Raw genomic sequence first — 13,563 nt, forward strand, 5'->3', positions numbered from 1 at the left:
ACGACTGATTCACCCTGTCTGCAATCGGCCCCCTTCAAGACCTCACATGTCCCACCAAGCGTGTGCTATTCGCGAACATTCGGACTCCAATTCTTCCTCCCCATCAACCCATCCACCCCCCGTCACCCCTTTCTCTTCTCCACCTCCGCCTTCCTCAGCAGAAACCGCTGGATCTTGCCGCTCGGCGTCTTCGGCAATTCCGTCACGAACTCCACCTCGCGGGGATAGGCGTGGGCCGAGAGGCGTTTGCGGACATGCTGGGCGAGTTCTTCGGCCAGTTCCGGGCTGCCCTTGTAGGCGGGCGCGAGGATGACGAAGGCCTTGACGATTTCGGTGCGCTGCGGGTCGGGCACGCCGACGACCGCGGCCTCGGTGACGGCGGGGTGTTCGATCAGCGCACTTTCGACGTCGAAAGGGCCGATGCGATAGCCCGACGAGGTGATGACGTCGTCGGCGCGGCCGATGAAGGAGACCGAGCCGTCCGGCTCATATTCCACCGTGTCGCCGGTTCGGTAGTAGCCGCCTGAAATGGCCGGGGTTTCGGCCTGGTGGTAGCCGCCGAACCAGCGCAGCGGCGAGTTGGCGATGTCTACGGCAAGGATGCCTGGCTGGTTGGGGCCGAGCTCGTTGCCGGCCTCGTCCAGCACCACCATGCGGTAGCCCGGCATGGCAAAGCCGGCCGAGCCCGCGCGGACAGGGTGGGCGAGGCCGTGATGGTTGTTGACCATCATGCCGTTCTCGGTCTGGCCGTAATGGTCGTGGATCGGGGCGGCGAGATGGGCGTCGAACCAGCGGATCACTTCCGGGTTGAGCGGCTCGCCGGCGCTGCTCACCACGTGCAGCCGGCCTTTCACACGCGCGGCGGCGTCGGGGCCTTCGGCGAGCAGCAGGCGGAAGGCGGTGGGCGAGCCCGCGAGACTGGTGACGCCAAGCCGCTCGATGACGTCATAGGTGCTTTTGGCGGTGAAGGCGCCCTCGTTGAAGGTGGTGGCGATGCCGAGCAGCAGGGGACCCGTGATGGCGTAATAGAGGCCATAGGCCCAGCCCGGATCAGCGATGTTCCAGAAGATGTCGTCGGGCCGCAGCCCGATCGCATCGCGCATATAGGCGCCGAAGGCCAGCAAGGCGCTTAGCGGCACCGGCACGCCCTTGGGCAGGCCCGTCGTTCCGGAAGTCGACATCATCATGAACAGGTCTTGGCCCCGGCGCATCACCGGTTCGCAGGCTGGCGAAGCGGCGGCCAGGGCGGCGCGGAAATCGATGTCGCCCTGACGCAAGGCATCGTCCGCACCGAGGATGGTTGCGATCCGTGGAAGGTTGGCGACCTCGTCGAGCTTGCCGCGATTGGCCGGATTGGTCACCACCACCTTGGCCGCGCTGTATTCCAGGCGGTGCTCGATGGCCTTCGGGCCGAAGGCGGTGAACAGCGGCTGGTAGACGGCGCCGATGCGCCAGACGCCGAGGATCAGCGCCACCAGTTCGGGAATGCGCGGCAGCATGCCGGCAACGACATCGCCCGGGCCGACGCCCAGTCCCTTCAGCAGATTGCCGACACGTCCGGACATGTCGTCGAGATCCTCGAAGGTGAATTCGCTGAGCTCGCCACCGGCGGAGATCGCCCGCAGCGCCAACCGGTTCTGGCCGGTGTGCCGGCCGCAGCATTCGACATAGGCGTTGATGCCGGTCGCCGGATCGCCTTGCAGCCTGGCGATCTCGTCCTCGATGCGAAAGCCGGCGACGGCATCGTCATAGCGCGGCAAGCCGGCTTGTGTCGTGGTCATGAAAATCCTCCCTGGCGGTGCGCCATCTCCCCATGGCGCGCTGTCGCGGAGACAATGGCATCAGATGGCGCCGATGGGCAACGATGGATGCAACCCTGCATCCTTCGCCCTACAAGTTCGCCTCGGCGAAGATGCGCGCCGCCCAGTCGAGGAAGACGCGCAGGCGCGGCGAAAGCTGCCGGTTCTGCGGATAGAGCGCCGACAGCGGCGTCGGCGATGGCGGGTATTCGGCCAGCACCTCCACCAGTTTGCCGTCGGCCAAATCCTTCTCGAAACGATAGCGCGGCGCCTGGATGAGGCCGAGGCCGAGCCGCGCCAGGTCGGCGGCGGTATCGGAATTGTTGGCGGCGACGCGGCCGGGCAACCTGACCTCACGGGTCTTGCCGGCGACGGTGAATTCGAAGGGCAGCACCTCGCCGGTGCGCGAGGAGACGAAGCCGATCACCTGATGGCCGTCCAGCGCGTCGGGGGAGGCGGGCGTGCCGTGGCGAGAGAGATAGGCGGGGCTGGCGCAGGTCATCTCGCGGATCATGCCAAGGCGGCGCATGATCATGCCGCTGTCGGGCGGTTCGCCGACGCGGATGACGCAGTCGACACCCTCGCGCACGAGGTCGACCAGCCGGTCGCTCTGGCCGATCTGCAGGTCGATGCGGGGAAAGCGGGCGAGGAATTCCGGCAGGCGCGGCAGCAGGAAGGTGCGGGTGAGCAGCGTGCTGGCATCGATGCGCAGCAGGCCGAACGGCTCGGCATTGCGGAAGGCGGCCTCGGCATCCTCGATCTCGGCCAGGATCGACAGGCAGCGCCGATAATAGGCCTCGCCGTCCTGCGTGGCGTTCACCTGGCGCGTCGTGCGCTCCAGCAGCCGCGCGCCGAGATGCTCCTCCAGCCGCCGGATCGCTTCCGTCGCGGTCGAGCGGGGCAGGCCGAGATCGGCGGCGGCAGCGGTGAAGCTGCGCCGCTCCAGCACGCGGACGAAGAGCCGCATCGTGTCGAACCGATCCATGGGCTTTGTTCGCAGTTTCCGAATAGTGATGTCAAGAGATAGCTGATTATCCGGAAATTGGCGCGGCCTATATCCGTCCCACCAACGAGAAGGAGAGACTTCCATGACATCCGGCCAAACAAGTACGGCCAACCAAACAAGCACGGGTCAAACCAAAGCGGCGATCGTGACCGGAGCCTCGAAGGGCATCGGCGCGGCGATCGCGCGGCGGCTTGCCCGCGACGGCATTGCCGTCGTCGTCAACTATGCGCAGGGACAGGCGGAGGCCGAGGCGGTGGTGCGCGCCATCGAAGCCGATGGCGGCAAGGCGATCGCCGTGCAAGCCGATATCGCCGATCCCACGGGCATCGCCAACCTATTCGATGCCGGCGAGAAGGCCTTCGGCGGCATCGATATCCTGGTCAACAATGCCGGCATCATGAGGCTTTCGCCGATCGCGCAGGCCGACGACGCCTTCTTCGATACCCAAATCGCGATCAATCTCGGCGGCGTGTTCCGCGGCATGCGCGAAGGCGCGCGGCGGCTGCGCGACGGCGGCCGCATCGTCAATTTCTCGAGCAGCGTCGTCGGCCTCTACCAGCCGGGTTACGGCGTCTATGCCGCCACCAAGGCGGCGGTAGAGGCGATGACGCACATCCTGGCCAAGGAGCTTGGCGCGCGCCGCATCACCGTCAACGCGGTGGCGCCCGGACCGGTCGAGACGGCGCTGTTCACGGACGGCAAGAGCGCGGCGCAGATCGAGGCCATCGGAAATATGATCCCGCTCGGCAGGCTCGGCCAGCCCGACGACATTGCCGGCGTGGTGTCGTTCCTGGCCGGGCCGGACAGTGGCTGGGTCAACGGGCAAATCATCCGCGCCAATGGCGGCGTGATCTGAGGAGGCGGGCCGCTGCTATCCGCCGACCTGCTCCATCCCCGAAACCTGAAACCAACCTCCAGAAACAAGGAAAAGACCATGCCATTCGCCAATATCAAGATGCCGCAGGCGGCGCTCTCCAAGGCGCAGAAGGAAGACCTCATCCATCGCACGACAGCCATGTTCGTCGACTTCTTCGGCGAGGGCGTGCGGCCCTACACGATGGTGCTGGTGGAGGAAGTCGCCGACGGCGGCTATGGCCGCGCCGACGAGGTGTTCATCGTGCCGGAAGCTTTTCGCGCCGAGGAATAGGCCTTCGAACGCGATACCCGTCATATGACGACTGGTCGCCGCGAACGCCAACGTCCACTCTGTGCGCGGGGCCTTTCAATGCATGTCGGTTCCCGAAAAACCAATGCCCCCTTTGGGGCGGCATGCATTCGCGGCGGGGGCCAGGTGGGCAGCCCCGAGTTGTCCACCTGTCTCGGCTTCGGCCTGGCGCCTGCTCAATCGATGGAACCGGATGCGCTCAGATGGCTTCGGGCGCCTGGCTCTTGGGCACGCCGACCCAGTCGGCCGCGATCTCGGCGAACAGCCAGTCGCGGAACGCCCTGACTTTTTTCTGGCGCAGCGCGCCTTCGGGATAGACGACGTAGTAGCTGGCAGCTGATTTCAGCGCGAGGTCGAAGGGTCGCACCAGCCGCCCGGCCGCGAGGTCGGCCGAGACCAGCGCGCTGCGGCCGAGCAGCACGCCTTCGCCATGCACCGCGGCCTCGACGGCGAAGGTGGCGGAATCGAAGCGCACGCCGCGTTTGGGGTCGATGCCTTCGACGCCGGCCTGTTCAAGCCATGTCGCCCAGTCGATGCGGAAGGCGTCGTGGATCAGCTTGTGATGCCTCAAATCCCCGGGCTGCCGCAGCGGGTGCTCGCCTTGCAGCAGTTCCGGGCTGCAGACCGGGAAGACCTCCTCGTCGGCGAGGAATTCCGCCGTCACCCCGGTATAGCCGCCGCGGCCGTAGCGGATGGATATGTCGATGCCGTCGCTGACGAAATCGGCCAGCACGCCCGAAGTCGCCAGCCGCACGTCGACGTCGGGATTGGCGCGATGGAAGCGGTGCAGCCTCGGCACCAGCCAGCGGCCGGCAAAGCCGTCCGACGTGCTGACGTTCAGGATGCGCGTCGAGCGGTCGGGCGTGGCCGCGATGGTGGCGGCGGCGATCTGGTCGAGCGCCTTGCCGACCTCCGCCGCATAGGCCGTGCCGACAGCGGTCAGCCGCACGGAGCGCGTGCCGCGATCGAAGAGCTGGATGCCCAGCCTGTCCTCGATGTTGCGGATGGCGCGGCTGACGGCGCCATGGGTGAGGTTGAGCTCTTGCGCCGCCTTGGAGAAGCTCAAATGCCTGGCGGCCGCGTCGAAGGCGGGCAAGGCGGTGAGGGGCGGCAATCTGCGCGGCATGGGTTCCACCTGTGAGCGTTGCTCACAAATCCTGCACAAAGAGTCGTTTGTCGTCCAGCCCGAAACCGCCCAATATTCAGGCATACCAAGCATCCACACCGGACTTCCGGTTTATCGATGCGCTGAATTGACCAGACAAGTGTGAGCAATCGTCATGCTCGCCCGGTGGGCGACATCGGCATTCTCGCGCCCGCTAGAACACAGGAGACGAACATGAACCTGACCCTTGGACCCATCACTGCCGCGGTGAGCGGCCTTGCCATGCGAAGCGCGGCAGCGTTCGAGCGCCGCCGCACATTGCGCAAGGTTTCCCGGCTTTCCGACCGCCGTTTGCATGACATCGGCCTTGAACGCGACTGGGACGGTTCAATTCTCGGCAATGGGAGGGCGATATGACCAGCACGTTGATCATCGGCGCGACCGGGCTTCTCGGCAGCGAGATGGCGAAGGCCAGCGCGCGCAATGGCGACAGCTTGCATGTACTCGTCCGGCCGGCAACATCAGCCAATGGAGAGCGGATGCGCCCGCTGAAGGAGCTCGGCGCCACGGTGCATGTCGGCGATCTCGACGACTATGACAGCCTTGTGCGCGCCGTCGGCAAGGTCGATCGCGTCATCAGCTCGGTGCATGTCGGCTCGGCCAGCGAGATGACGCTGGTGCGCGCCGTCAGGGATGCCGGCGTCTCCCGCTATGTGCCGTCCGCCGGCTTCGGCCTCGACTTCGCCGCCGCCGCGCCCGGCTCGATCGAACCGCTCGACATCAAGCGGGCCGTCTTCGACGCGGTCCGGGAGGCCGACCTGCCCTATACGGTGATCTACACCAACGGCTTCTTCTCGACCTGGGTGGCGACCCTGGGAGACCTGACGCGCTTCGGCTCCTCGCCGCTGCCGCCCGACGAGGTGACGCTCTATGGCGACGGCAATGTGCCGGCGACGTTTGTCAGCGAGAAGGATATCGCCGCCGTCACAATGCGCGCGCTGGAGGATCCCGATGCTGTTCGCAGCGAAATCCGCATCGCGCAGAACAAGATCACGCAGAGCGCGATGATCGAGCTGTGGCGCCGGGTGAGTGGCCGCTCGCCGCGCGTCAAGCAGATGAGCGCCGATGAGTTGGAGGCGATGATCGCGGCGGTTCCCGGCCTTGGATTGCTGCGGGCGTTCTGGCTCCGTGGCGAGACCGCGCTCGAGACGGCCACTCCGGAAGCGGGCGCGCTTTACCCGGAGCTGAGGTTTGAAAGCATTGAGAGCGCTTTTGTGGCGATGGCCGGCGCGGGTGGGCGGAGGTTGTGAAGGTTAGGGTTCTTGGCAAAGTCGGCTCTCTCCGGCGCCCCCTCTGTCCTGCCGGACATCTCCCCCACGTGGGGGGAGATCGGATGTCGCGACCGCTTTCGCCAATCTCCAAAGCTATAAAGCTATAAAGGGAGAGCCGGCGTCTGAACTGCCAATCTCCCCCCTCGAGGGGGGAGATGTCCGGCAGGACAGAGGGGGCGCCGTAGAGCGCGGCGGTTGACCCAACAGCCCATCCAGCCGATAGGTCCGCGCGAACAGCCCGAGACCTGCTAATGCCCAACCTCAGAGATACAACCCGCGCTCCCGACACCGCCTGGCAGGATGACGTCCGCGCCGGCGTCCGCCATGTGCGCGACCTCGCTTCCCTGCCGCTCTCGCCGGCCGAACGCGAAGCCGCGCAGGCTGCCGCCACGCTGCACAAGGTGCGCGCGCCAAAAAGCTATCTCGACCTGATCGACTGGAACGATCCGGCCGATCCGATCCGGGCCCAGGTGATCCCGTCGCCTGGGGAATTGGAGGAGGCCGAGGGCGAGCTCGGCGATCCGATCGCCGATCATGAATTCAGCCCGGTGCCGCGATTGACGCATCGCCATGCCGACCGGGTGCTGTTGTTCCCGACCTATCAATGCGCGGTCTATTGCCGGTTCTGCTTCCGCAAGGAATCGCTGACCTCGATCGGCCGTGGCTATACGCGCGAGGCGCTGGAGCCGGCGCTGGCCTATATAGCGGACCACCCCGAAATCCGCGAAGTGATCCTGACCGGCGGCGATCCGCTGTCGCTGCCGGATAAGGCACTTGCCGAAATCCGCGTCCGTGTCGAGACTATCCCCCATGTGCGGCTGTTGCGCATCCACACGCGCGTGCCGGTTGCGCTGCCGTCGCGCATCACGCCAGGGCTGGTCGCGGCACTGCAGGGTCGGCTGATGGTGACGGTGGTCACCCACTTCAACCATGCGCGCGAGATCACCGATGCAACCGAAGCGGCTTGCCGCACCTTGCGACAGGCCGGTTTCGTGCTGCTCAACCAGAGCGTTCTGCTGAAGGGCGTCAACGATACGGTCGAGGCGCTGGAAGAGCTCTGCCGCGAGCTGATGTACCGGCTGGGCGTCAAACCCTATTACCTGCACCATGGCGACCTCGCGCGTGGCATGGCGCACCGGCGCACCACGATCGAGCACGGCCAGGCGCTGGTGGAAGCGCTCAGAGCGCGGCTCTCGGGCATCTGCAATCCGGTCTATGTGCTGGATCTTCCGGACGGCGGCGGCAAGGTGCCGCTGGGACCTTGTCCTATCGAGGGACAGGACGGGGAAAGCTGGCGCATACGCGGGCTGGATGGCGCGGTGAGGGCCTACCGGGAGGTGGTCGGCGCAGGGCACGATCTGTCTTCGAAGAACCCGACTGCCGGCTCGTGAGGCCAGAGTGCTTTCCGAAGGATATCCCACGCGTCATAGCAACTGTTCATAATGGCCAGCGTCTGCGCCGCCCCTCACCTGCCTGCCGGCATCCTCTCCCCGTATAGTGACGGGGAGAGGGGCGCGACCGTCGCCGATTTCGCCAATCTCAAGCGTTGCAGGAAAACCACCGGCGTTGCGGCCGGTCCTCTCTCCCCGTCACTATACGGGGAGAGATGTCCGGCAGGACAGTGAGGGGCGGCGCTGACGCCAAAGATTGCTGCATTCGGCCGGAAACTCATGATGTCGTAACGCAGCAGGAATAGTCGGGCTGACCCTAAACCCCATCACCGTCGACAAACGCCAGCACGGCCACGCGCGGGGCAACGCAGTATGCGAGCCGCGCCTTGCGGCCGGTCCTCGTCGTCGCGTGGCCAGTCTCGAGGTCCACGGCGATGTCCTCATAGCCCAGCACCTCGCGATCCAGCGGATAGGCAGCCTTGTAGACCGCTTCCTTGGCGGCGAAGAGAATGCGGCCGGCAAGCTGCCGGTCGGCGGCACCGATCCGATCGGCGGGCATGGCAACGAGGGCGGAAATCTCGTCGGGCAGGGGCAGCGCCGGTTCGACATCGATGCCGAGCGAGCCTATGGCGGCGACAGGCGCGACCGCCGCTACAGCCATGTCGTCGTCATGGGCGAGCGAGCCGGTTATCCCCTGCGGCCAGGCGGGCGCACCGGAGGGCGTGCGCAAGAGGGCGAAACCGTCGAAGCCGGCATCCGCCAGCAGCCGGTGCGCGATCCAGCGCGCCGCGCCGCTGGCCCGCCGCATGGCGGGCTGGCGGGCGGGGATGGAACCTGCCTCCGCCGACAACAGATGGGTCTCGTCGCCTTCGCGGATGATCCGGCAACCGGTGCGGACTCCGGCCGGGACCATGGCGGCCATGGCGCGTGCCAGGGCGATTTCCTCGGACGGATCGACTGACGGCGTCATCGGTCGGCGGGCGCCAGGACGAGATCGGCGATCATTTCCCCGTCCTCGTCGATCCCCTCTTCGACGAAACCGGCGCTGCGATAGAGCCGCCGCGCCGCCTCGTTCTCCGGTTCGTAGCAGATCGACACGTGCCTGACGTGGCCGAGCCCTTGGATTTCCTCCAACACCGCCCGCAGCGCGGCCTTGCCATAGCCCCGGCCTTGCCAGGCACGGTCGATCATGAAGCGGTAGATGCGGGCCTCGTCATCGTCCCGTGGCGCCTCGTACATCAGGAATCCGACAAGCTGGTCCCGGGCCATCAGCGCGCGCGGCCGCGCGTCCCGATCGGACCGGGCTTCGCGGAGCGAGTCCGCATTGCCGGCGACGAAGTCCATCTGCTCCGGAGCCAGTCGCAGGGCCGTGACCATGGCTCGATTGGCCTTGGTCACCGGGACGATACGGATGTCCACGGTGCCAGTCGCGCGGTCCGTCAAGAAGATGCCCCGGAGCCCTCGCTGACCGGCTCGACGAACCGGTGCAGCTTGGCCGGGTTGCCGCGCCAGATGGAGTTGGGCTCCAGCTCTTCGCCCTTCATCACGAAGGAATCGGCATCGACCATCGATCCCTTGCCCATCACGACGCCGTAGTGGACGAAGGCGGACGGCCCGAGCGTGCAGCCATCGCCGATGCGGATGAAGTCGGACTTGAACGCGCCTTCCTCCAGCGAATGGGCCTGGATGACGCAGCCTTCGTTAAGCGTGACGTCGTCGCCGATCTCCACCAGCGAGCGCTCGGTCAAATTGGCGCCGCCGTCATAGACGCGCTTGCCCACTTTGACGCCCAGCATGCGCAGGATCATCGGCCGGAACGGCGTGCCGGCGAACAGGCGCACGATGGGCGAATCCGCCAGCTTCCAGTGGCGCTCATGGCGCCAGAAGGTGACGTCGTAGATCGTCGTCATCTGCGGCTTCAGCTTGCGAAAACCAAGGCTTGCCCGCTCGACGAAGATGTAGAACGGAATGGTGATGGCCGAGGTCAAAAGCACCGCCACGAAGAGCGCGATCTCCGCCCATTCGGTGTAGTAGTTCAGCGCCCGGTCCCAGATCGCCAGCGTGGCGAACAGCATGACCCACTGCGTGGCGATGAACAGGAGGATCGTCACCAGATTGTGACGGTTCTTGAGCGGAATGCGCTTCAGCCGGTCTTCCTCATCGATGCCGGCAATGAGTTCCTTGTCGCGGTTCACCATGCGCGGGATTTCAAAGGGGGGCGAGCCCAGAAGGCCGACATTCTCGCGCAAAGGCCCGTCGATCGGGACCATCACCTTGGTGCCGAGCAGGACGTTGTCGCCCGTGCGTCCGTCCGGCGGATAGTAGATGTTGTTGCCGAGATAGTTGCGCTCGCCGATCCGCGTCGGCTCGAGCCGGAACGCGGAAGCGGACTTGTGCATGTTGATCATGAAAAGCCCGTCCGACACCATGGTCTGAGTGCCGATCTCGCACAGGAGCGGGTTTTCGTGCTGCTGGTTGGAGCCGAAATTGGAGCCGGTCTGCACCACCTTGTTGAGGTTCCAGCCGATGGCGCTCATGTAATGGACGATGGCCGAGCTGTCGCCGAACAGCAGCCCGAGGACGCGCGAGTTGCTCGAGAACTCGGCAACCGTCTGCAGCCAGTAGCGGAAACCGTAAAGCGTGTAGGTGCGGCCGGGTTTCAGGATCAGGCTGAACAGGCGCGGCACCAGCGTGGCGGCGAGGAAGGCGACGGCGATGTAGCCGAAAAGCGTGACCGTCGTGCCGATCGCCACAATGCCGATCGTCTCCTGATAGTCGTCGCCGACATTCTCCCAATAACTATGGAACAAAAGCGGCAGCGGGGTGATGATGGCAAACAGCCCTATCAGTTGCACGGCTTCGTAGAGGAAGCGACGGATGCGGGGAGGATTGACGTTGCGCACCTTGCAATAGTCCGCCGTGGTCGGCACCGCCGGCGATCCATGCCAGTGTTCGCCGTCCGGGATGCTTTGCCCGCGCTGCAGCGAGGAGGAATGGCCGAGCTGGCCGCCATCGCCGATCGCGGTGTCGATGTCGAGCGTGCAGCCGACGCCGACGAAGGCATCGCGGCCGATGGCCAGCGGCCCGGTGTGGATATAGCCGGCCTGGGCGCGATAGCCGAGGATCAGCGATTCCTTGCGCAGGATGGTTCGGTCGCCGATCGAAATCAGGTCCGTGCATACTGGCACGGCACGGGATTCGATGACCACGTTCTTGCCGATCCTGGTTCCCAGAAGCTGCAGGTAAAGGCTGTAGAGCGGGCTGCCGCGGAACAGCACGACAGGTGCCGTGCGGATCAAGGTTTTCACCACCCAGAAACGATAGTAGCGCAGGCCCCAGATCGGGAACGCTTCCGCCTTCCAGCGGCCGACGAGCACCCATTTGGCGACAACGGCAAAGCCCGACATGCCGAAGAACACGCCGGCCGAGAGCACCACGCACCTGATGTAGAGCTGCAGCGGCTCGTCGAGCGCGTCATAGACCCAGTCGAGGCCGTCATTGATCGCCCACAGCGCCACGTAGCTGTAGAGCGCGTAAAACAGCAGCTGCGCCGCGCCGCAGGTCCAGTAGACGAGATTGGACGCCTGGCGGGTGAGAACGGGCTCGTTGGTGGCGCTCGTCAGCTCTTCCGCCGCGCTCAGGTGCTTGGCCAGGCGCGCCACGGTCGGATAGAGGTAGATGTCGCGCATCGACGTCGTCGCCCATTCCTTGCGGGTGCGCACGCGAGCGCAGAAATGCGCCATGAGCAGCGAGTTGGCGCCGAGATCGTCGAAGAAATTGTCCTCGACGGACACGTCGTCGAATTTCAGCACGGCGCATAGCGCGTCGGCCAGGAACCGCTCGTCGTCATTGCCGGGCGCCACCATGGCGCGGTCGGCCGAAAGCCGGACGCTGGTCGGCTTGGGCAGCTGGCGAAGGTCGACCTTGTTGGAGACCGTCATCGGGATCGCCGGCAGTTCCTCCAGGTAGGAGGGCACCATGTAGTCCGGCAGCCGCTGCTTCATCGTCTGGGCAATGTCGGCGCGCGAGAGCGCCGGCTGGCCGGCCTTGGGCGCGTAATAGGCAACGAGCTCGACGCGGCCGGGCTCGATCTCCCAGGTGGTGACGGCGGCCTGCGCGATCTCCGGCTGGTCCAGCAGCACGGCCTCGATCTCGCCGAGTTCGATGCGATAGCCGCGGATCTTGACCTGGGTGTCGATGCGACCGGCATACTCGATCTCGCCGGCGTTATTGATCCGGCCAAGGTCGCCGGTGCGGTAGATGCGCTTCGAGGGGTTGTTCGGCAGGCCGAGGAAATCGGCGATGAACTTCTGTTCGGTCAGGTCCGGCCGGTTGAGATAGCCGACCGCCAGCCCGATGCCGGCAATGCCGATCTCGCCCAGTTCACCAGGCTCGGCAAGTTGCGGCAGCGAAGGGTCGAGAATGACGATCGAATAGGTGGGCAGCGGCGCGCCGATGGTCACCGGCCGGTCCGGCGTCAGCGCACCCATGGTTGCCGTGACGGTCGCCTCTGTCGGGCCATAGGTGTTGAGGATCTGCCGGCCGGGCTTCGACCAGCGCACCACCAGATTGTGCGGGCAGGCCTCGCCGCCGACCAGCAGCGTGCGCAGGCTGGGCACATCCGATGTCATGGACGACAGAAGCGTCGGGCTGCAGGCCATGCAGGTGATGTCGTGATGGCGCAGGAAATCGGCGAGCTCTTCGCCCACCAATGGCATCTGGCCCGGGGCCGGCACGACGGTCGCGCCGGCGACGAATGGCACCCAGATCTCTTCGGAGGAAAAGTCGAAGGCGATGGTCATACCCTGGTAGACGCGATCGCCCGGCCGGTAGCCGTAGGACGCTGCGGCGACGCGGATGAAGTTGACGAAGCTCTGGTGGCGGATGGCCACGCCCTTGGGCCTGCCGGTCGTGCCCGACGTATAGAGGATGTAGCAGGTGTCTTCGATCGCAGTGGCGGCCGATGCCTTGTGCGGCTTCAGCGGCGCGCTGGACTGGGCGGATATTTCGGCGGCGGCGCTGTCGATCAACAGATGCGGAACCGGCAACTCGCCGGCCCGCGATGCATAGGTGGCGATGGTGACGACCAGGCTGACGCTGGCGTCCTCGATGATGAGCGCCATGCGCTCCTGCGGAAAGGCGGTGGCCAGCGGCACGAAGGCGGCGCCCGCCTTCACCACGGCGAGCAGGGCGACATAGGTTTCCGCGGACCGGTCGAGGATCAGCCCGACGCGGTCGCCCGGCCGCACGCCGCGCTTGACCAGCAGGCGGGCGAACTGGTTGGCTCTGCTGTCCAGCTCCTGATAGGTCCAGGCGCGGCCCTCGGAGATCACCGCCGGCAGCGTGGCAAATGTTTCGGCGAGTTGCTCGAAGACCTTGTCGAGCCGCTCGTCCGACTGACCCGCCCGGGCAAAATCGGCGCCTGCCAGGACCTGGCGGCGCGCTCCGAGGGCAATTTCCGCAGGTGCATGGACGCTGTCGCGGCTGGTCCCGGGCTCTCCGCCCAACCTTGCCGCTTCCCTGTCCAGTTCGGCGATATCGATACCGTGGTCCATTTCCAAACTTTCTCGTCCTGGCCAAGCCGTCACGGGCACATCTCGGTCATGCCGCCGCTCGAGCAGGCATTGTCGGCTGTGCCGCCGCTGCAATTTGATCGTTGTTGATGGAGGTGGAATGACCGAAGCCTCCAAAACGGAAGATTCCGGAATTCCGACCGGCGATCGCTGACCGCCGGGTCCCTCTTTGGCCGCGCGGTTATCACGGAAT

General features: G+C 65.8%; 11 protein-coding genes. 5 read left to right on the forward strand and 6 right to left on the reverse strand.

Annotated features, from left to right (window positions below; translation table 11 throughout):
• Positions 1–122 precede the first annotated feature (122 nt).
• Together EN808_RS17655 and EN808_RS17660 are read right to left on the reverse strand one after the other, a co-directional pair.
• A complete protein-coding gene (locus EN808_RS17655; RefSeq protein ID WP_135916518.1) occupies positions 123–1,781 on the reverse strand; it encodes an acyl-CoA synthetase in 1,659 nt (552 codons plus the stop codon).
• A gap of 109 nt (positions 1,782–1,890) precedes the next feature.
• Complete coding sequence (locus EN808_RS17660) at positions 1,891–2,784, reverse strand: LysR family transcriptional regulator (protein ID WP_135916519.1); 894 nt, start codon at positions 2,782–2,784, stop codon at positions 1,891–1,893.
• Between the two features lie 103 nt (positions 2,785–2,887).
• Here EN808_RS17660 and EN808_RS17665 point away from each other — a divergent pair, with 103 nt between their 5' ends.
• Positions 2,888–3,661, forward strand: coding sequence for an SDR family oxidoreductase (locus tag EN808_RS17665; RefSeq protein ID WP_135916520.1), 774 nt, complete (start codon positions 2,888–2,890; stop codon positions 3,659–3,661).
• Between the two features lie 78 nt (positions 3,662–3,739).
• Positions 3,740–3,952, forward strand: a complete 213-nt coding sequence (locus tag EN808_RS17670) for a 4-oxalocrotonate tautomerase family protein (protein ID WP_127277455.1) — start codon at positions 3,740–3,742, stop codon at positions 3,950–3,952.
• A 217-nt stretch (positions 3,953–4,169) separates the two neighbouring features.
• On the opposite strand, the gene gcvA is transcribed toward EN808_RS17670, so the two are convergent.
• Positions 4,170–5,096 (reverse strand): transcriptional regulator GcvA, encoded by a 927-nt coding sequence (gene gcvA, locus EN808_RS17675; protein ID WP_135916521.1) that lies wholly within the window; start codon positions 5,094–5,096, stop codon positions 4,170–4,172.
• 213 nt (positions 5,097–5,309) lie between these two features.
• Between gcvA and EN808_RS17680 the strand changes: the two genes are divergently transcribed.
• From EN808_RS17680 to EN808_RS17690, 3 genes are all read left to right on the forward strand, one after another.
• The gene (locus EN808_RS17680; protein WP_127278399.1) at positions 5,310–5,492 is read left to right on the forward strand and encodes a DUF1127 domain-containing protein; all 183 of its coding nucleotides are present in this window, start codon (positions 5,310–5,312) and stop codon (positions 5,490–5,492) included.
• Complete coding sequence (locus tag EN808_RS17685; protein ID WP_135916522.1) at positions 5,489–6,385, forward strand: NmrA family NAD(P)-binding protein; 897 nt, start codon at positions 5,489–5,491, stop codon at positions 6,383–6,385. The genes EN808_RS17680 and EN808_RS17685 overlap by 4 nt, the downstream gene beginning before the upstream one ends.
• A 272-nt stretch (positions 6,386–6,657) precedes the next feature.
• Positions 6,658–7,797, forward strand: a complete 1,140-nt coding sequence (locus EN808_RS17690) for a KamA family radical SAM protein (protein WP_135916523.1) — start codon at positions 6,658–6,660, stop codon at positions 7,795–7,797.
• Between the two features lie 316 nt (positions 7,798–8,113).
• On the opposite strand, the gene EN808_RS17700 is transcribed toward EN808_RS17690, so the two are convergent.
• The 3 genes from EN808_RS17700 to EN808_RS17710 are packed head-to-tail and all read right to left on the reverse strand — an operon-like array spanning position 8,114 to position 13,352.
• Positions 8,114–8,767, reverse strand: coding sequence for a 4'-phosphopantetheinyl transferase superfamily protein (locus EN808_RS17700; RefSeq protein ID WP_135916524.1), 654 nt, complete (start codon positions 8,765–8,767; stop codon positions 8,114–8,116).
• Positions 8,764–9,240, reverse strand: a complete 477-nt coding sequence (locus EN808_RS17705) for a GNAT family N-acetyltransferase (protein WP_245525092.1) — start codon at positions 9,238–9,240, stop codon at positions 8,764–8,766. Before EN808_RS17705 ends, EN808_RS17700 begins: the two co-directional genes overlap by 4 nt.
• Positions 9,237–13,352, reverse strand: coding sequence for a Pls/PosA family non-ribosomal peptide synthetase (locus EN808_RS17710; RefSeq protein WP_189524132.1), 4,116 nt, complete (start codon positions 13,350–13,352; stop codon positions 9,237–9,239). Before EN808_RS17710 ends, EN808_RS17705 begins: the two co-directional genes overlap by 4 nt.
• Between the last annotated feature and the right edge of the window lie 211 nt (positions 13,353–13,563).

Origin of the sequence: Mesorhizobium sp. M8A.F.Ca.ET.165.01.1.1 (assembly GCF_004792065.1) — a bacterium.
Taxonomy (GTDB): Bacteria; Pseudomonadota; Alphaproteobacteria; order Rhizobiales; family Rhizobiaceae; genus Mesorhizobium.

Coding starts and splice junctions, on each gene's coding strand:
- EN808_RS17655 (WP_135916518.1), bottom strand. CDS start 1,781: ATGACCACGACACAAGCCGGCTTGCCGCGCTATGACGATGCCGTCGCC.
- EN808_RS17660 (WP_135916519.1), bottom strand. CDS start 2,784: ATGGATCGGTTCGACACGATGCGGCTCTTCGTCCGCGTGCTGGAGCGG.
- EN808_RS17665 (WP_135916520.1), top strand. CDS start 2,888: ATGACATCCGGCCAAACAAGTACGGCCAACCAAACAAGCACGGGTCAA.
- EN808_RS17670 (WP_127277455.1), top strand. CDS start 3,740: ATGCCATTCGCCAATATCAAGATGCCGCAGGCGGCGCTCTCCAAGGCG.
- gcvA (WP_135916521.1), bottom strand. CDS start 5,096: ATGCCGCGCAGATTGCCGCCCCTCACCGCCTTGCCCGCCTTCGACGCG.
- EN808_RS17680 (WP_127278399.1), top strand. CDS start 5,310: ATGAACCTGACCCTTGGACCCATCACTGCCGCGGTGAGCGGCCTTGCC.
- EN808_RS17685 (WP_135916522.1), top strand. CDS start 5,489: ATGACCAGCACGTTGATCATCGGCGCGACCGGGCTTCTCGGCAGCGAG.
- EN808_RS17690 (WP_135916523.1), top strand. CDS start 6,658: ATGCCCAACCTCAGAGATACAACCCGCGCTCCCGACACCGCCTGGCAG.
- EN808_RS17700 (WP_135916524.1), bottom strand. CDS start 8,767: ATGACGCCGTCAGTCGATCCGTCCGAGGAAATCGCCCTGGCACGCGCC.
- EN808_RS17710 (WP_189524132.1), bottom strand. CDS start 13,352: ATGGACCACGGTATCGATATCGCCGAACTGGACAGGGAAGCGGCAAGG.